Here is an 18,097-nt window from a genome sequence, read left to right on the forward strand (position 1 = left end):
ACTGGTCCGGCGGCCTACTCGACGTGGAAGCGGATCCGCTCGGTCAGCGCCGCGGCCTTGGCGACGGCGTCCCGCATGTCGCGGCCCTGGGCCAGGACGTAGCCGTTGTCGCAGTCCATGACCGCCCGCAGCGGGTTGACGGTGTCGCCCTCGCTCTTGGAGATCACGACGGCGGCCTCGTCCTCGGCGAACTTGTACAGGTAGGGGATGATGTGCGGCGGCCGCACGCCCGGCGGCACCCGCAGCACCGGCACGCCGACCTCGTCCAGGCCGGTGATCGCGGTGATCCGGCCGGCCTCGGGGACGAAGAAGCGGATCGCCGCGCCGCCGGTCGGCTCCGGGTGGGTCTCGGGGAGCTTGTCGATGCCCAGCGGCACGGTCAGGAACATCCGGGCCAGGTCGACGCCGGTCGCCCGCCGCACCAGGTCGGGGGCGCCGCTGCCGGCGAGCCGGTTGTGCGTCTCCAGCACCCGGGGGCCGGCCGGGGTCAGCACGAACTCGCTGTGCGCGGGGCCGTCGGTCAGGCCGACCGCGTCGAGCAGTTCGGCGGTGGCGGCGCGCAGCGCCTCGCGGTGCGGCCAGGCGGTCTCGCTGATGGTGGCGACCTGCCACTCGACGAACAGGTCGTTCATGAGGTACTCCGACATCCCGACCACGATGTGCCGGCCCTGGTGGGAGAAGGAGTCGACGCTGACCACCGGGCCGTCGAGGTACTCCTCGGCGATCACCCGCGAGTAGCCGGCCTCCTGCAGCGCCGTCCAGGCCGCGGCGGCCTCCTGCGGGGTGGTCGCGACGTGGATGTGCAGGCTGGCGACGCCGTCGATCGGCTTGACCACGATCCGGTCGCCGACCTCGCCCTGGAAGTCGGCGGCGTCCTCGGCGCTCTCCGGCGCCCGGAAGCGGACCGGGCTCAGCCCGTGCTCGGCCAGCGCCCGGCGGGTCAGCGCCTTGTCCTTGATGATCCGCGAGGTGCGCTCGCTGGTGCCGGGCAGGCCGAGTTCGGCGTTGACCGCGGCGACCGGGATCGCGGCGTCCTCGGTGGAGGTCAGCAGCAGGTCGAAGGGGCGCTCCCGGTGCAGCGGCCGGAGCACCGCGAGTATCGCGTCCCGGTCGTCGATGGCGGCGTGCACGATCCGCTCGCAGTGCGGGCCGAGCTCGTCGAGGTCGTACTTGCCCTCCTCGTGCACGAGCACGACGTCGATGCCCAGTTCCTTGGCACCACTGATGGGGGCCGGCTTGCCACCGACCACGGCGACCCGATACATCCGTGTTCTCCTCGTTCCGTGGGGATCCGCTCCGGTCGCGGACGCGCCGGGGGCGACTGCTCTGGTCCTGCGGGAATTTCCTTCCGCTGCCCCGCTCCTGACGATCCGTCAGCTCGCGTAGCAGCGGCGCAGCCACCTGGCGGTGCCGGGCGGCGCCGGGTCGAAGGCCTTGCGGCGGTGCAGCACCCGGTAGTTGTCGAAGATCAGGAACTGCCCCGGCCGCAGCACCGGCGCGAAGGCGGGGGTGCGGGACAGGTGCTCCGACAGCGCGGCCAGCGCCTGGTCGGCCGCGGCGGTCATGCCCCGGGTGGTGCCGCGGTCGTAGCGGATCAGGACGCCCTCCGGCCCGTGCTGGATCACCGAGGTGCCCTCCAGCGCCAGCCGGTCCCCGTCGGCCGTGACGTCGTTGGAGTCCGGCGCCTTCACCAGGAACTCCGGTGCGGACAGCCGGTCCAGGACCTCGTCGGGCAGCCCGCGCAGCGCGGTGTCCACCCCGACGAACTCGGTGGCCACCTGCTCGGCGTTGCGCACCGCGTAGAAGGTGAGGAACCGCGGCGGGAACGGCCTCGGGTTCAGCCCCTCCCCGCCGAACGGCAGGTGCGGGTTGTCGGTGTGCCAGAAGAACTCGGTGTCCGACCCCCACGAGCTGGTCGTCCCGGCCGCCTCCGGGTTGGGCACCACGTTGCGGATCAGCTTGCCGCTGTTCTCGTAGTCGACCGCGTACGGGGTCAGCCCGAGCAGCGCGATCAGGCCGAGTTGCAGGGAGGTGACGAGGCAGAGGTCGGACTCCTCGCCGAAGCCGTTGACCGGGGTCGGCGGGAACTCCTGCTGCGGCAGGTTCGACAGCACCAGCACGTCGCTGCGGGCGCCCGCGAAGCCGGCCAGCGTGTCGAGGACGGAGGCCGGCAGCGTCCGGCGCAGCGCGTGCGCGCCGATCCGGGCCAGGATCGCGGCGTCGGTGTCGGTGTCCAGCTTCGGGAACGGGTCGCCGAGGGCCTCCTGCAGCCTGGCACCGAGGGCGTCGCGAACCCGGTCCGCGAGCCGCAGGTCGGTGAGCGCGATCCCGTGCCCGTCGACGTCCGACGATGCCGTCAGTGTTTCGCTCAGTGCGTCCATCGGGTCTCCAGTCGCAGTGTCCGCAGCAGTTCGGCGAACCGGGCGTCGAGGCGCTCGATGTCCGGCGCGGTGAAGATGACGTGGCCGTAGCCCTCGTACGTGTTCGGCGGGACGTCCAGCAGGTCGCCGGGCCCGCGGAAGACCTCCAGGTCGTGCACGTCGTCGGCGGCCTCGGCCTCGGCGGCCCCGACGACCTCGGTCAGCGTGCCGGGGCGCTCGGGGAAGATGTTGCGGAAGCCGACCGGCACCGGCTCGGGCCTGGGCGCGATGACGGGCGTCCGCCCGGTCGCCAGGTCGAGCATCGCCTCCAGCATGTCGACGCCCGTGCTCAGCAGCACCGACCGGTAGATCGGCCCGCCGCCCATCCGGGCGCCGGCCTCCAGGATCACCGGCTCCCGGCCGTCGCGCAGGCGCCACTCCACGTGCGAGGCGCCGGTGGTGATGCCCAGCGCCCGGTGGCAGGCTTCGGTCGCGGCGTGGATCGCGGCCACCGTGTCGGCCGGCAGCCGGGTCGGCGTGCAGGCGTAGACCTCCTCGAAGGTCGCGCCCTGCGGCAGCGGCTTGTCGTGGATGGCGACCGGGTGCGTCACCCCGTCGACGATCAGCGACTCCACGCTGATCTCCGGGCCGTCGACGAACTCCTCGACCAGGATGCCGCCCGCGTACCGCTCGAAGGTCCGCTCGTGCAGCGGATCGAAGGCGAAGCCCTCCCAGGCGCCCTTCTGGATCTCCGGGAAGGCCTCGACCAGCTCCCGCTCGTCGTGCACCTTCTGCACGAACATGCTGTGGCACCCGATCACCGGCTTGAGGATCACCGGGTACCCGAACCGCGCCGCCTGCTCGGCCGCCTGCCCGGCGTCCGCGACCAGCGCGAACCCCGGCTGCGGGACGTCCCCCGCCGCCGCGAACGCGCTGCGCATCGCGAACTTGTCCCGCGCCGTGTAGGCCGTCCACTCGCTGACCGAGGGCAGCCCGAACTCCGCCGCGATCGCCGCCGCCGTCGGCACGCAGAACTCGCTCAGCGTGACGACCCCGGTGATCGGTTCCTCGTCCGCCAGCAGTTCCCGGCAGGCCGCGAGGCTCTCCTCGATGCTCGTGGTGTCGGCGACGGCCACCCGGTCGAAGTACTCCGCCTCCCAGCTCGGGTCCGCCATGATCAGCAGCAACCGCTCCCCGTGCCGCTGCGCGTACTCCCTGGTCTTCGCCAGGAGCCGACGCCGGCTCAGGTTCTTCTTGTGGACTAGCAGGATGCTCACGTGTCTCGCTCCCCGTCGGTCAGCGGCCGTCACTCCGATCGTGACCGGCAGGCCCCGCCCGCGGTAGCGAAAGCTTTTGAACCCGGGGCTTAAGCAAACCTTGCGGCAGCCCCCACCCCCCGCCCCCAACCCCCCGAAAACCCCAGCCCACCACCCCCGCACCCCGGCCCCCGCCGAAACCCGCACCACCCGCGCCCGGAGCCGGGACAACGAAAGAAGGCCCGGTCAGATGATCTGACCGAGCCTTCGATATCTGAGCCGCCTATGGGATTCGAACCCATGACCTACGCATTACGAGCCCGAGAGTGATCATGCTGGCTGCCGCCAGCATCGACCATTTGGCGCTGAACCCGCAGGTCAGAAGGTTGCCCCGTGGCCCGTAATCCCGCCCGAACTGGCACGTGTTTCCCCGTCTGCTCACGCAGTTATACCCCTACGGCGCTTGCGATAGGCGTCCCACGATCCCCCTTGAAGCGTTTCCCAGACCAGGTTCCATGGACCTGGGCGACGAGCCTATTGACCCGAAACGGTAAGGTTCGGCGCTCGTTGGTCCGGGCGTGACGGATCTGGTTGGGGATGCGCGGCGGCTGTCGCCGAAGGCCCAGGAAGCTCTGCGGATGCGGGCGGTTGCCGCGCTTCGGGCGGGCCGGGACCGGCGTGAGGTCGCCGAACTGCTCGGCGTGAGCATGGAGTCGGTGACCGACTGGTGGGCCGCGTGGCAGGCCGGAGGCCGGGAAGCGCTGGTGTCCAGGACCCGAGGCCGGCGGGTGGGCGAGCACCAGGTGCTCGATCCGGACCGGCAGCAGTGCGTCCGGCAGGCCCTGATCGACCACCGCCCCGAAGACCTCGGCCTGGGCGGGCAGTTGTGGACCCGCGCGGTCGTCGGCGACCTGATCGCCCTGCTGTACCGGGTGCGACTGACCGAGCAGGGCGTGGGCAAGTACCTCAAGCGCTGGGGGTTGTCCTTCCAGCGCCCGGACAAGCGCGCGATCGAGCAGGACCCGGAAGCAGTCCGCGCCTGGCGCGAGGAGGCCTGGCCCGCGATCCGTTCGAAGGCCCTGGAGGAAGGCGCCGAGGTGCTGTTCGCGGATCAGACCGGCGTGCGCTCGGACCAGGTGTCCGGCCGGACCTGGGCCCCGCGCGGCGAGACGCCGACCGTGCAGCGGACCGGCAACCGCTTCTCGGTCAACGCGATGTCCGCGATCAGCCCGCGGGGCCGGATGTGGTTCACGGTCTACCGGGGATCTTTCACGGCCGAGGTGTTCTGCGACTTCCTCGACCGCCTGAACAGGCAGTTCGACCGCCCCGTCCACCTCGTTGTCGACCGGCACTCCGTCCACCGCAGCAAGAAGGTCCGTGCCTGGCTCGCCGGCCACCCCGGCCGCATCACGTTGCACCTGCTGCCCGCGTACGCGCCCGAGACCAACCCCGACGAGCTGGTCAACGCCGACCTGAAGTGGACCCTGCTGCCGGCCTCCCGAGCCCGCAACGCCGATCAGCTCGCCGACGAGGTCCGCCGCTTCTTCCGCCGCCGACAGAAGCAGCCGCACGTCATCCGTGGCTACTTCCAAGGCCCGCACGTCCGCTACATCACCGAGGAGCCGGGAATTTAGCGTTTCGAGTCAATAGCTTCGTCTGGCAGGCTGCCCCGAACTCCGACACGGCCTTGATCAACCAGTCGGACAGCAGATCCGCCATACCCCGCTCCTGACACTCAGACCGACAACACATTCCTTGATCGACAAGGCTGAGGCCATTGTCTCGCATGCCAGTAGCATGCGGCGACCACTCCGCCAAACCGCCCCATCCTGTGCAGAGACCGGAGACTTCCGCCCCGCACCTACAGCTCACACAGGCCGACCAGCACCCTGCCGATCAATAAAGGGTCGAGATCGTACCAGTGAGCCTTTTCAGCGGTGGAGCTCAAGGGTGAGGACTGCCTTGGCTGCTGACGTCAGCCAGTTCGGGCTGCAACGGGCATGGCGGAAGATTCTCCAGCGCCTGAGCGTAGCCACGCCGCGTTCGACAGGGTGGCGGAGCCGGGCGTGGGCCCGGTTCAGCGACCGCTGTCCAACGGACAGCTGCTTGTGGGCAGGGCGTCTGGTCGGTACGGCGAAGGTGCCGCCCGCGCCGGTGTAGCCCATATCGGCCAGGGCCGGGATGCGTAGCCGGATGCAGGTCTTGACGATGCGGTGGGTGCGGGCGGCGGTGAGGTCGTGGGTTCGGCCGGGCAGAGCGCGGGAGATCCACACGAGTGTGCCCGTCGGGCCGGTGATGACCTGGTGGTTGACACCGTGGCGGCGGTGTTTGCCGGAGTAGTCGGCGCGGCCGTCGCCCACGCGGTCGCACTCGGCGAGGGTGCCGTCGACCAGGACGTACTCCGCATCGGTGTCACGCAGGGCCTAGGTAAGGCCGGGCGCCTTCCGTGCCAGCAGATCGGTGACCTGGTGGACGTAGGCGTGGGCGGTACCGACGCTGATCCGGAAGCCGGCGACGATCTGCGCGAGGGTGTCGTGCTTGCGCAGGTACACCAGCGCAACCAACGCTCGCTGGGACGGTCGGAGCTTGCACCGTCGGTCACCCTCGCGGGTGACAATGAGCATGGTGACCCACTCGACGAGCGCGTGCGGCAGGTCCAGTGCAGCAGGATAGGTGACCAACGAGGCTTCCTGGCTGGTTGTTTGAGACGTGAGACATCTCGCTCAACCACCCGGGAGCCTCGTTCGTTCTGCCCTTACACCGACCGCCAAGCCATCACCCGATCGGTGCCCGCCTTGAAAAGGCTCACTGTAAGAACCGCAATGAAGAACGGCACCGTCTCCCGACGCTGCGCATGCCGCAACCCCGACACCGGCAAGCCGTACGGCGCGCAGTGCCCGAAGGCACCCAGCTCCCGCCACGGCATCTGGTACGTCACCCAAGAGCTGGTGCCGCGTCAGGACAACAGCCGCCGTCACTTCCACCGGGGCGGGTTCACCACCGCCGCCGACGCGAAGGAAGAGCTGTCTAAGGTCATCGCCCTGATGGCAATACCCGAGAAGGACGACCCGACCGGTCAACTGGCGATCAGCGACCTGCTCGAAGCCTGCGCGGCGGCCAAGGAGCCGCTGCCGGACTACGACGAGACCCTCCGACGGTTCAAGACCGGACAGGTCCTCAACTCGAAGATGACCGTCGCCGAGTGGCTCGACCGCTGGCTCGCCGGTCGTAAGCGCCTGCGGGTCACCGGCCTCAAGCGGTACGAGTGCGACGCCCGCGTCCACCTCAAGCCCCACATCAAGGCCACCGGCCGTGCGGCCCTCAACGTCGCCATCGCGCAGCAGGTGATGTCGCCGTTCAACCCCTTCGAGCACGTCGAGCTGCTGCCCGGCACCAAGCCAAAGGCACTCATCTGGACCGAGGACCGGATCGCCCGCTGGCAGGAGACCGGCGTCAAGCCGAGCCCCGTCATGGTCTGGACTCCCGAACCAACCGCCACCTTCCTCGACTTCGTCGCGCACGACCGGCTGTACATGCTCTGGCGGATCATCGCCTTCCGCGGCACCCGCCGCGGCGAGGCGTGCGGCGTCCGCTGGGAGGACTACTCCGCCGCACAGCGCTCCCTGGCCATCGCCACCCAGCTCGTCCAGGACGGCTGGGAGGTCCTGGAGGGCGCGCCCAAGACCAGCTCGGGCGTTCGCCTGCTGTCCCTCGACAAGGGCACCTTCGACGGCCTCGAAGATCACAAGATCCGCCAGGAGAACGAGCACGCAGCCTGGGGCGACGCCTGGCAGAACACCGGCCGGATCTTCACCAACGAAGACGGCTCCATCCTCCACCCGGGCAAGGTCAGCGACCTCTTCGACCGCATCGTCGAAGCCGCCGGCCTGCCCCCGATCCGCCTTCACGACCTCCGACACGGCGCTGCCACCATCATGCTGTTCGGCAAGATCGACCCCAAGATCGTCGCCGAGACCCTCGGCCACTCCGACACCCGGATCACCCGAGACGTCTACCAGTCCGTCCTCGACGACCTCAACCGCGAAGCCGCCGAGAAGGTCGCCGAACTGGTCCCGCACACCCGGCGCCCGCTCGCCGCCGTCCCCGACGGCACCACGCCGCAGGCCGCCGTCCCCCAGATGCGGCCCCTGACCCGGCCGACCAAAACCCCCAGCGAGGCGAAGACCGCCTGACCGCTCACGCAGTGTGGCGTTGGGACAGCAATTCTGCTGTCCCAACGCCACACTGCCAGGACAGCATCCGTCTTGGGAACCATCCGGTCAGCCCCTGCGCGCCCGGGTCGGACGACTCGCCCTCCGCCTACACGGTCGCGATCGACGGTCAGCCCCTGCGCGCCCGGGTCGGACGGGGTGCGCCACAGCGGCATCTCCGTCCACTCCGGTCAGCCCCTGCGCGCCCGGGTAGGACTACCTGGGCACCGAGGACAAGCCCGGCATCATCGGTCAGCCCCTGCGCGCCCGGGTCGGACAGGTCGGCACCGGGGCCGCTGGAGCGCTTGGGCGGTCAGCCCCTGCGCGCCCGGGTCGGACCGGCGGGCGTACGACGACGTGTTCGGGTACGACGGTCAGCCCCTGCGCGCCCGGGTCGGACATTCCACAGCGAAGTGTTGCGTTAGCGGCACACGGTCAGCCCTTGCGCGCCCGGGTCGGACCGCTCGGCGCCGACGCGCTCCTGGGCGTACGCCGGTCAGCCCCTGCGCGCCCGGGTCGGACCCTTTGCGAGCTGGGGTGTTGTCCGGGTTTTGCGCTTCCTTGACTCTCTGTGGAGTTGTCCGGGGTAAGGGGCTGTCGGGGGATTACTCCCGCCGAGGTGGCCCACCAGGTGGTGGGCCTTCCCGCTTCTGCCTTGCGGCGCGTCCGTGCCGACCGTTGTCGGCCGGGGGTGGACTTCTGCGGGCGTTAACGTCCCCCTCTACCAGGGGGACGGCGGCGTGCCGGGCGATGTTGATGGCCGCGTTGTGGTCGCGGTCGATGGCCAGGCCGCAGGTGGTGCAGTGAAACACCCGCTCGCTCAGCGTCAGCTTGGGTCTCGCTGTTCCGCAGGAAGAGCAGGTCTTGCTGGACGGGTGCCAGCGGTCGAGGACCGCTAGGGCAGAGCCGTACCAGGAAGTCTTGTAGGTGAGCTGGCGCCGCAGTTCGCCGGGGGCGGCGTCGAGAATGGCGCGGTTCAGGCCAGCCTTCTGCCGCACGCGCCTACCAGGCTTCTCGACGGTTCCGCGCGCGGAGGCGCTCATCCCGCGCACGTTCAGGTCCTCGACCGCCACGGTCGCGAACCCGGTGGCCAGCTTCTTGGTGAGCAGGTGCACGGTGCTCGCCCGGCGCTGCGCGATCCGGTGCTGGATCGCGCCGACCTTCCGCGCGGCCTTCACCCGCCGCCTGGACCCGCGCTCGGTGCGCGACAGCGCCCGCTGTGCCTTGGCGAGTTGGCGGGTCCACTGGTCGAGGTGGCGGGGGTTGGCGATGTGGATGCTGCCGGGGTCGGCGGGGTCGAGGGGCTGGGAGAGGGAGGCCAGGTGGGAGATTCCCCAGTCGACGCCGACGGTGCCGCGGCCGGTCTGAGCGCGGGTCGGCTTACCGGGGACCTCCTGGACCACCTTGGCAAGGACGCTGGCGTACCAGCGGTTGCCGCCGCGGGAGACGGTGACGGACTGGATGACGGCCTGCCCCTTGGCAACCAGGCGGGCCAGGCGCTTGCCGGAGTCGTGGACACGGATGGAACCGAGCCGGGGGAGTTGGAGGCGCCGGTAGCCGTCGAGACGGATCGTCGGCTTCTTCACGTCGTGGTGCAGACGGAAGGAGTCGCGGGCGCGGCCCTTGCGCTTGAACCGCGGGTAGCCGACCGGCCCGCCGGCCCGGCGTCCGGTCAGGGAGTCCAGCCAGTTGCCCCACGCCCGGTCGGCGTCGATGAACGCGGACTGGAAGGCGTAGGTCGACACCTCGTGCCACCACGGGCACGGCCGGTGCAGGCCGTGGAACCCGTCCGGCAGCTCGGTCTCGGCACGGGAATCGCCTTTGAGGGTGTTCAGCGCCTTCTTGATCGCCTGGCTGCCCGGCACCGGTACCTTCACCGACTTGCGGGCCTGCGCTTCCGGCATCCCTCCGCTCACCAAGGCGTCGACCTGGGCGCGCCACTGCCGGTGCGCGGCGACCTTCACACCCAAGGCATGGTTGAACGCCCACCGGGCCGCACCGGCGTGCCGGTTGAGATCCGCGAGCTGGGCCGCGGTCGGGTCCAGGGCGAACCGGTACGCACGCAGCGTCTCCACCTGTGCCACGACAGACCTCACCCCTTCCCGCCGAACGCTTCCGCCACCAACGGAAGCGACTCTAGACGCGGCCACTGACAATGCAGGCTGCAGCACTTTCGCGAGGATTCCTGGAGTCGGCCTCATGAAGAAGCGACACCCCGGACCGGATGAAGCGAGTCCCCAACCCGGCCTGCCGTTGTAGAAATTCCACAGCCTCGTTGCGACGCGCGAGAACTGGCCTGTGCCGCCCCCGGCCACACCTTGCAGTGCAATTGCACTGATGGCCGCACTTCGGCCGCACACGGCCCCCGATCGAACGAATCGGCGCGAGCAGCAGCCCGCCCTGGCACCCGAGAGACGACAAAGGCCCAGGTCAGTGACTATCTGACCTGGGCCTTCCCTGAGCCGCCTATGGGATTCGAACCCATGACCTACGCATTACGAGGACGCTTGATCATCCGCCGACCGGTCCCAATCGGCGGGGTCGCGTCCCAGTTTTGCCTGTTCAGGGCACGTCTGAGCGTGACGGCCTGTCCCATACGGTTCAGCTGGTCCCAAGCGGCTACGGATACTCCCGGGCAAGTTCCGGGCAAGTTGCTCCAGAGGGATCCCATATCCTCCCCCTGTTTCTTCCTGCTCGGCCGGCGCAGGGTCTGTCACTCAGAGTGTTTGATGTGGCCGACCGTGGGTCCTCCCCATCCGTCACGCCGCGCGGTGCTGGGCGGCACGCGCGATCGCGCCGTAGCGGCACTGGAACTCTCTCAGCTCTGTCACGTACCGCTCGACTCGCACTATCAGCGCTTCCAACCCCGCCTCGTCCAGCGCCTGCTCCTGCATGCCCTCCACATCGACGGACGGCAGGAACGGCCCAGGCGTCTCCGGGTCGGCTTCACCCATGAGCGCGACCTTGAGCAGCAGCTGCTCGGGTGGCCCTTCACCGTCCGGAGCGGTCAACAGCAGGGCCGAACCGTAGTGCCAATCGGACGGCTCACGGTGCCCGCCGTCGCACCACTCCGGACAGGCTGACCCGGTACCCACATCCACCGCTATGCCGGACGTGCTCTCCATCGAAGGACCTCCTCAAGGCTTCGCCTGGGCAGGCTCACTGGAGCAAACTGCACCGCCCGCCGCTACTCTGCATTGCCCAGCGGGGCTCCGCCGCTTCTCCACCCACGCACCTCACTCGTTGGAGTGAGGCCGGGACGAACAGGTTGCGGCGGGGGCGGAGGCGGGTTGCCCCAGACGCCGACTTCCTGGCCCGCCCACCCCCCACAGTTCATCGAGAGCCTGCTTCCCGGGGCCCGAATAGGGCATCCTGGTGGCGTGAACAGGTACGCCGAGGCTAAGCCCTATGCCGTCCCGGACACCCTGGCTGAGCTGACAGGGCCGGTCCACGGCCCCTTCCGGCTGCCTCGCCACCTCGACTGGGGCCCGGACTACGCCTACGACCTCGACGACGACGCAGACCTCGCCGTCATGTACGAACGCGTGGTCCGCGAAGCGCAGTCCACTGCGGACCTCCAGGACCACCTCGACGGCGCCACTCTCCAGCGCCTGTGGCCACAGCTGATCATCCCCGTGCCCGCACGGACCAGGTGGGAGCAGCGCTTCCCCCAGCTCCGTCGGCAGGCGACGGCGGCGTAGTGGACGAGCTGCACGCGCGCCTGATCCAGATCTGCCTCGCTGCCCTCGCGGGCGGCTACGCCGTCCAAGCCCACCAGATCGTCAACCGGCTCAGCGACGACGTCGACCTTCTCATGGCCTTCGACCAACCGATGAGTGTCGATCAGGGAGCCCGTTCCCCGCGGGCCATTCCGTAGACCAGCCCACACCCGCCCAGCCGAATCGGACCACCTGCAGGGGAGTCAGCCGTGCCGAACATCTTCGACAACATCACCGTCGACACACGCCTCGGGCAGGCACTGCGTGAGTCCCTCAAAGACTTCGACACGGTCGACATTGCCACCGGGTATCTCGACCTGCGGGGCTGGGACAGCTTTGCCGACATCCTCAACACCAAGGACCGAGCGGTTCTGGGTACCCGGCCGATGGCACGCGTACTCGTCGGGATGGTGGCACCATCTGATTCAGAGCAGCTGCTGGACATTTTGCAGGACCAGGTCCAGCCACCCGAGTACGGGGCCGATATCCACGACCGGGAACGGGCACTGGCCCGTCGCGACCAACTCGTCAAGCACCTGCGCACCCAACTGATGCGCGGCCTGGCCACTCCCACGGGCCAGGCGACACTGCAAACGCTCAAGCGCCAGTTGCGCGACGGAGTCGTCGCGATGAAGATCTTCACGGAGAGGCCCCTCCACGGGAAGACGTACATCTTCCACGCCCCCGCGAAGAAGCACGGATCCCGGTGGGCCTACGTCGGATCCTCCAACCTCACCGGGGCCGGCCTGCACCGCAACCTCGAGCTGAACATCGACGTGCAGGACTCCGACGCCACCGCCAAGCTAGCGACCTGGTTCGACCAGCGTTGGGACGACCGATTCTCCTTGAGTATTACCGAGGAGATCATCGACCTGATCAGTGACTCCTGGGCAGACGAAGACCAACCCAGCCCCTTCGAGGTATACCTGAAGGTCTGCCATTCTCTGGCCCAGGATGCCCGCGATGGGATGGGGTACGTCCTGCCGAAATCGATGAGCACCTTGCTGTTGGACTACCAGGAGAGCGCCGTCCGCACGCTCGCCCGGCGCATCGTGCGCCGTGGCGGAACTATGCTCGGCGACGTCGTCGGTCTCGGCAAGACCCTAACCGCGGTCGCAACCGCCTTGATGCTGCAGGCCGCCGAGGATTACTCCACACTCGTGCTGTGTCCGAAGAACCTAGAGCCGATGTGGAAAGAGCATCTCGAGGCCTACGACATCAACGGCCGAGTTGTGCCCTACTCGATGGTCGACAGGGTCCTGCCCGAGCTCAAACGCTTTAACCTCGTCATCTGCGACGAGTCGCACAACCTGCGCAATAACGGCACCGTCGCCTACGACGCCATCCATCAGTACATCCGCGCCAACGGTTCAAAAGTACTCCTGCTTACCGCCACGCCCTACAACCTCGCCTTCACCGACGTAGCCAATCAGATCGGCCTCTACATCGACGAGGACGAGGACCTAGGCATCGTCCCGACCGCAGCAATACTGGCCGACCCAAGCTTGAGCGCCAAGGTCGATGGCAAAATCAACACGCTCACTGCGTTCCGCCGCTCCGAAGAAGCCGAGGACTGGAAACGGCTGATGAGCGACCACCTTGTGCGCCGCACCCGATCCTTCATTAAGCGCACAGCGAAGAAGGAACCGGTCACTGGCCCGGACGGCACCCAGACCGAGCGGGAGTACCTGCAGTTTGCCAGTGGCAAGAAGTTCCATTTTCCCACCAGGATTGCTACCCCGCTCAGCCACTCCTTCAGTGCTGATGACCCAGCAGCACTCATGGAAGACGACATCACACTCGATGCGATCCGCGATCTAATCCTGCCCCGATACCGGCTGGCGGACTACGACAATCCCAAGGCTAAACATACTCAGGTCGACACGAAGAATCTCGACGATATCCGCTCCGGCCGTGGCAACGTCAGCGGCTTCGTGCGAATCGGACTGTTCAAGCGGCTCTCCTCATCCGGGCACGCGTTCATCTTGTCTTTGCAACGCCAGCGGGCTCGCAACGAGCTGTTCATCCACGCTATCGACAATAATCTGCCGATCCCTTTGGGATCCTTCAGCGACAGGCAGATCAGCATCATTGATGAGGACGTCGATGGCGACAGTGACCTTCATGGCAGCATTTCCACCCGATACCAGGCCCTGATGGCATCCCTACCTGCCAAGACCAAGTGGGTAAACAGCACGGTATTCAAATCCACACTGCGCGCCGACCTGGTTAAGGACAATCAGGCCATCACGGGCTTGCTCGATCGATTCGGCTACTGGGACTCGACCCGCGACTCCAAGATCAACACCCTCGTGGACCTGCTCCGCAACCAGCACCCGGGCGAGAAGGTGCTCATCTTCAGCGAATACGTCGACACCGCAGACTACGTCGCCAATGCGCTGACTGAGGCTGGCATCGAGCACGTCGGCCTCGCGTCCGGCGACACGGAAAACCCGGCCGTGATCGCACGCCGGTTCGCTCCGGAATCCAACAAGCTCCCCGGGCAGGAGCACTCCGACGCAGTTGCGCTCACCGCCGGCCCCATCGATGTGCTCGTCGCCACTGACGTACTCTCCGAGGGCCAGAACTTGCAGGATGCGCACATCGTCGTCAACTACGACCTTCCGTGGGCCATCATTCGGATCATCCAACGAGCCGGGCGTGTTGACCGTGTCGGGCAGAAATCCGACACGGTTCACGTCTACCTGATCACCCATGAAAAGATCGAGCAACAGATCCAATTGCGGCAACGGATCAAGGCTCGCCTCGGCGCCTCAGCCGAAGCCTTCGGCTCCGACGAACAGTTCTTCGGTGGCGAGCAAGAGGTCAGAATCCTCGACGACTTCTACAACGGCCGGGTAACCGACGAAACTGACGACGCCGAGGGCGAGGCCGATGCCGTCAGCGAAGCCTGGCTCGTCTGGTCAAACGCCCAGGACAAGTATCCAGCGACCGCTGCGAAGGTCCTAGCCATGCAGGATATGGTCCACAGCACCCGCGAACAGTACCTGCACGAGAACCACGGCAGTGTCACCTGTTATGTGGCTACTGCCTCCGGCGTCGACGCCTTCGCCACGGCCACAGCCACAGCCACAGGTGTCACCGAGAAACTACTTACCCCACTCGAGGCACTGCGCATCTTCCGCGCCATCCCGGACACTCCCACCGCTCCCCTGCGCGAGGATCACTTTGACCGGGAGAAGGCGCTTGTCCAAGGTCCGCTCCAAACCGAGACCATCACCGCCGGCAATCTCAAGGGTGTGCGCAAATGGGCCTGGCAGCGCCTCGGGGGAACCATCTTCGGCGAGAAAGCCGCGGACGCACTGAGTGCCCTGCATGAGCGACCGCTGACTGAGCACGCCACCATGCGCCTGACCCAGGCTCGTCGCAACAAGTACAGCCTCGACGATCTCGCTGACCTGATTGCGCAGCTTCACACCGAGGACCGGCTCGTCATCAGATCCACTGATACCGACACGATCAAGATCGTCTGTTCGCTTGGAGTCCAGGAAGCATGACCGACCCTCTGATTGCACGCGCCGAGCAGCACGACTACCAGCGGCTGTTCATCGAAGACCTCAACTGGTCCCGGCCCGACCATGCCCCGGTCACCTATAGCGCAGACGGTCACGCGCTGACCGCTACAAACGTCTCCTCGTACAAGGGGCTCCGCGTCTGGGTAGTCAACCAGAAGCCCGGATCAAAACTCGAAGCCGCCCTCGACCAACTCATCGCCAAGTCCTCCACTGATCGCCTCGTCATCTTCCACGACGGCAGCGAGCAGGTCTGGCGCTGGCCTGTCCGACGCGCCACTGGCGGCTCCACCACAACGAGGCTCAGCCGCCATCTCCACCGCAACGGCGACCCTGATCCTCGGTTCTCGGCCAAGCTCGATGCCATCCGCCTCCCATTCGACGTATCTCTCGACCCGAACGCTGTTTTGGCCAAGGTCCGTTCCGCATTCGACGTCGAGGCCGAGAACGAAACCCGGCACGCATCCAAGCTCATGGCCCGCCTTTACACCTCGATGGAGCAGGCATACGGGGGCGACCATGACCACAGGGATCGGGACCATCAAATCTCCGTCACCCTTGCCAGGATCCTCTTTCTGATGTTCGGCGATGACACGGACATGTGGCGTGAGAACCTATTCCGGGACTTCATCTACGAGCACACCAGCTCGGACGGATCGGATATAGGCGCGCAGCTGACCGGCCTGTTCGAGTACCTCGACACGCCACCAAGCAAGAGGTTCGGACCAAATGGCGATTTCAATGGGTTCCGGTATGTCAATGGTGGAATCTTCCGTGAACGACTCGCCCTGCCGATCCTCAACCCTGAGTTCCGCAACGTCATCCTCGAAGCCTGCGACAGGGACTGGGCCACTATCAGTCCCGCCATCTTCGGGTCAATGTTCCAGTCCGTGCGCGATGCCCAAACTCGCCGCGACCTCGGCGAGCACTACACGTCGGAAGCGAACATCCTCAAAACTCTCAACCCGCTTTTCCTTGATGAGCTACGCGCGGAGTTCGAGCACATCAAAACCCTCGGCAAGTACGAAGCCGACCGGCTTCGCAAGCTGCGCGACAAGCTCGGCCAGATCCGCTATATGGATCCTGCCTGCGGGTGTGGAAACTTCATCATCGTTGCCTATCGGGAGCTACGCGATCTCGAACTTGCCATCATGGAAAGGCTCCAAGAGATTACTGGCGACGGGCCAATGCTCCTCGCAAATATCGGCCTAAAGGTCACTCTTGACCACTTCTTCGGCATTGAGATCGACGAATGGCCCGCCCGCATTGCCGAAACCGCCATGTTTCTCATTGACCGTCAGTGCGACCTCAAACTCACTGTCAGCCTCGGCTGGGCTCCTGATCGCCTCCCCATCCAAGAGCAGGCCACAATCGTCAGCGGCGTCAGTGCCCTGAGCATGGACTGGGCCACCGTTTGTCCCCCGTCTGGCGATGTTGTAGTTGCCGGCAATCCCCCCTTCCTTGGCGACCACACTCGAACGAGAGAGCAACTAGCGGAGCTGCAGGCGGTCTGGGGTGGGGACAAAGTACTCAGCCGGATGGACTACGTGACGGGCTGGCATGCCAAAGCACTTCATTACTTCGCAGAACACGACGGGCTTTGGGCCTTCGTAACAACTAACTCAATTACCCAGGGCGACCAGGTACACCGACTCTTTTCGGAAGTATTTGCTACTGGATGGAAGATCAAATTCGCCCACCGCACCTTCGCGTGGACCTCGGAGGCGGCAGGGGCCGCAGCCGTGCATTGCGTCATCATCGGCTTTACTAGACGGATCACATCTAAGCCCCGACTATTCGATTACGCCTGGCTTAAGGCCTCCCCGCAGGAAGCAGCTGTCCAGAGCATCAATGCTTACCTCGTTGACGGGCCAAACATCCTGGCAGCAAAGCGGACCAATCCCCTATCTCTGGATATGCCAGAAGTCGTCAAGGGCTCAATGGCCACCGACGGAGGGCATCTTGTTGTTGGGCCAGAAGATTATGCAAGGGTCGCGGCGGACCCAATTGCATCTCGCTTTCTTCGCCCGTATGTAGGTTCGAAAGAACTAATCAATGGAAAGGAGCGGTGGTGCCTGTGGCTCGTGAACGCAACGCCAGCCGAACTCAATTCGAGTTCAGAGTTGAGGCGACGAATCGAAGCCGTACAACAGACGCGCCTTGAAAGCAGGGCCACAACTACCCGAAACTACCCACATCATCACCTGTTTCGCCAGTTTGGAATCACCGCCGACGTACCGATTGTTTGCATCCCTGAAGTTTCCAGCGAGAACCGTGATTATCTGCCTGTCGCCCACCTTTCGGGTGGAACGATCATCAGCAACAAGGTCTATGGAGCCGTCGACCCCAGTGGACTTGTCTTCGCGATCGCCTCTTCTGCCATGTTCATCGCTTGGATGAAGACTGTTGGTGGACGGATGAAGTCTGACCTATCGTTCTCCAGCACGATCACGTGGAATAACTTCCCCCTGCCGCCGCTTGACGCGCCCACGCGCGACTCGATCTCGCGGGCAGGAGTAGCCATCATTGGAGCTCGAGCGCTCAGGGCTGATCTATCACTCGAAGAGCACTACAGGCCCGGAGTCATGCAGCCGGAAGTATCCGAAGCGCATCAACGACTGGACTCAATCGTGGATCGAACCTTCGGCATCCGCGATGACAGGCCGAGCCTCCTGCGTCGCCAGGAGGCCCTGTTTGCAATGTACGGCGACCTCACAGCACCACTCTTCGCCGGCATCACAAGGAAGAAGCGGTAATGCCCGTCGAAGCTGTGCCGCACGCCACTCCCTCCCCTGCCTCGCGGGGGACCGCTGCTGAACCGAGGTCACCATATTGAGCTGCCCCGGGACAACGATCAGCAGCGTCAGCTGCATTGAGTTTTTCGTGATCCAGCGTCAGCGCAGCAGATCCCCGATCATCCTGACGACCGCGCCGCATCCCGTAGCGGCTCGCTCCATTAGCCTCGATCTTTCATGACGGTCCGTCAGTTCGCTGGCGGGCCGTTATGAGGCTCTGGGC

At 66.4% G+C, this 18,097-nt stretch carries 11 protein-coding genes, 1 pseudogene and 1 CRISPR repeat array; of the genes and pseudogenes, 6 read left to right on the forward strand and 6 right to left on the reverse strand.

Features of this window, described 5'->3' with window-relative positions; translation table 11 throughout:
• Positions 1 to 14: 14 nt before the first annotated feature.
• The 3 genes from HUT16_RS15460 to HUT16_RS15470 form a co-directional block, all read right to left on the reverse strand.
• Positions 15 to 1,265: an ATP-grasp domain-containing protein gene (locus HUT16_RS15460; RefSeq protein WP_176188756.1), complete on the reverse strand. Its 1,251-nt coding sequence runs from the start codon at positions 1,263 to 1,265 to the stop codon at positions 15 to 17.
• A gap of 108 nt (positions 1,266 to 1,373) precedes the next feature.
• Positions 1,374 to 2,381 carry a TauD/TfdA family dioxygenase gene (locus HUT16_RS15465; protein WP_176188757.1) on the reverse strand — a complete coding sequence of 336 codons (1,008 nt, stop codon included), beginning with the start codon at positions 2,379 to 2,381 and terminating at the stop codon, positions 1,374 to 1,376.
• Positions 2,369 to 3,637: an ATP-grasp domain-containing protein gene (locus HUT16_RS15470; RefSeq protein WP_176188758.1), complete on the reverse strand. Its 1,269-nt coding sequence runs from the start codon at positions 3,635 to 3,637 to the stop codon at positions 2,369 to 2,371. The genes HUT16_RS15465 and HUT16_RS15470 overlap by 13 nt, the downstream gene beginning before the upstream one ends.
• A gap of 617 nt (positions 3,638 to 4,254) precedes the next feature.
• Here HUT16_RS15470 and HUT16_RS15475 point away from each other — a divergent pair.
• A complete protein-coding gene (locus HUT16_RS15475) occupies positions 4,255 to 5,250 on the forward strand; it encodes an IS630 family transposase (protein WP_176188759.1) in 996 nt (331 codons plus the stop codon).
• A 297-nt stretch (positions 5,251 to 5,547) separates the two neighbouring features.
• Here the strand turns inward: HUT16_RS15475 and HUT16_RS15480 are convergent.
• Positions 5,548 to 6,297: pseudogene (locus HUT16_RS15480) on the reverse strand (transposase family protein).
• Between the two features lie 141 nt (positions 6,298 to 6,438).
• Here HUT16_RS15480 and HUT16_RS15485 point away from each other — a divergent pair.
• A complete protein-coding gene (locus tag HUT16_RS15485) occupies positions 6,439 to 7,809 on the forward strand; it encodes a site-specific integrase (RefSeq protein WP_176188760.1) in 1,371 nt (456 codons plus the stop codon).
• 84 nt (positions 7,810 to 7,893) lie between these two features.
• Positions 7,894 to 8,349: direct repeats of the CRISPR family, unit length 29 nt; unit sequence CGGTCAGCCCCTGCGCGCCCGGGTCGGAC.
• Positions 8,350 to 8,432: 83 nt separating this feature from the next.
• On the opposite strand, the gene HUT16_RS15490 is transcribed toward HUT16_RS15485, so the two are convergent.
• Together HUT16_RS15490 and HUT16_RS15495 are read right to left on the reverse strand one after the other, a co-directional pair.
• On the reverse strand, positions 8,433 to 9,902 hold the full coding sequence (locus HUT16_RS15490) for a transposase (RefSeq protein WP_254897823.1): 1,470 nt from the start codon (positions 9,900 to 9,902) through the stop codon (positions 8,433 to 8,435).
• 684 nt (positions 9,903 to 10,586) lie between these two features.
• Positions 10,587 to 10,952, reverse strand: coding sequence for a hypothetical protein (locus HUT16_RS15495; RefSeq protein ID WP_176188762.1), 366 nt, complete (start codon positions 10,950 to 10,952; stop codon positions 10,587 to 10,589).
• A gap of 255 nt (positions 10,953 to 11,207) precedes the next feature.
• Here HUT16_RS15495 and HUT16_RS15500 point away from each other — a divergent pair, with 255 nt between their 5' ends.
• From HUT16_RS15500 to HUT16_RS15515, 4 genes are read left to right on the forward strand one after another with little or no spacing between them, the layout of a single operon-like run.
• The gene (locus HUT16_RS15500; RefSeq protein ID WP_176188763.1) at positions 11,208 to 11,528 is read left to right on the forward strand and encodes a hypothetical protein; all 321 of its coding nucleotides are present in this window, start codon (positions 11,208 to 11,210) and stop codon (positions 11,526 to 11,528) included.
• Complete coding sequence (locus tag HUT16_RS15505) at positions 11,528 to 11,704, forward strand: hypothetical protein (protein WP_176188764.1); 177 nt, start codon at positions 11,528 to 11,530, stop codon at positions 11,702 to 11,704. The genes HUT16_RS15500 and HUT16_RS15505 overlap by 1 nt, the downstream gene beginning before the upstream one ends.
• A 51-nt stretch (positions 11,705 to 11,755) precedes the next feature.
• Positions 11,756 to 15,064: a helicase-related protein gene (locus HUT16_RS15510; RefSeq protein ID WP_176188765.1), complete on the forward strand. Its 3,309-nt coding sequence runs from the start codon at positions 11,756 to 11,758 to the stop codon at positions 15,062 to 15,064.
• Complete coding sequence (locus tag HUT16_RS15515) at positions 15,061 to 17,835, forward strand: class I SAM-dependent DNA methyltransferase (RefSeq protein ID WP_176188766.1); 2,775 nt, start codon at positions 15,061 to 15,063, stop codon at positions 17,833 to 17,835. The genes HUT16_RS15510 and HUT16_RS15515 overlap by 4 nt, the downstream gene beginning before the upstream one ends.
• The last annotated feature ends 262 nt before the right edge of the window (positions 17,836 to 18,097 follow it).

It is taken from the genome of Kitasatospora sp. NA04385, from assembly GCF_013364235.1.
Classification (GTDB): Bacteria; Actinomycetota; Actinomycetes; order Streptomycetales; family Streptomycetaceae; genus Kitasatospora.

What these genes read in the sequence shown, in the direction of transcription:
- HUT16_RS15460 (WP_176188756.1), bottom strand. Translation starts at nt 1,265, where the DNA reads ATGTATCGGGTCGCCGTGGTCGGTGGCAAGCCGGCCCCCATCAGTGGT.
- HUT16_RS15465 (WP_176188757.1), bottom strand. Translation starts at nt 2,381, where the DNA reads ATGGACGCACTGAGCGAAACACTGACGGCATCGTCGGACGTCGACGGG.
- HUT16_RS15475 (WP_176188759.1), top strand. Translation starts at nt 4,255, where the DNA reads ATGCGGGCGGTTGCCGCGCTTCGGGCGGGCCGGGACCGGCGTGAGGTC.
- HUT16_RS15485 (WP_176188760.1), top strand. Translation starts at nt 6,439, where the DNA reads ATGAAGAACGGCACCGTCTCCCGACGCTGCGCATGCCGCAACCCCGAC.
- HUT16_RS15495 (WP_176188762.1), bottom strand. Translation starts at nt 10,952, where the DNA reads ATGGAGAGCACGTCCGGCATAGCGGTGGATGTGGGTACCGGGTCAGCC.
- HUT16_RS15515 (WP_176188766.1), top strand. Translation starts at nt 15,061, where the DNA reads ATGACCGACCCTCTGATTGCACGCGCCGAGCAGCACGACTACCAGCGG.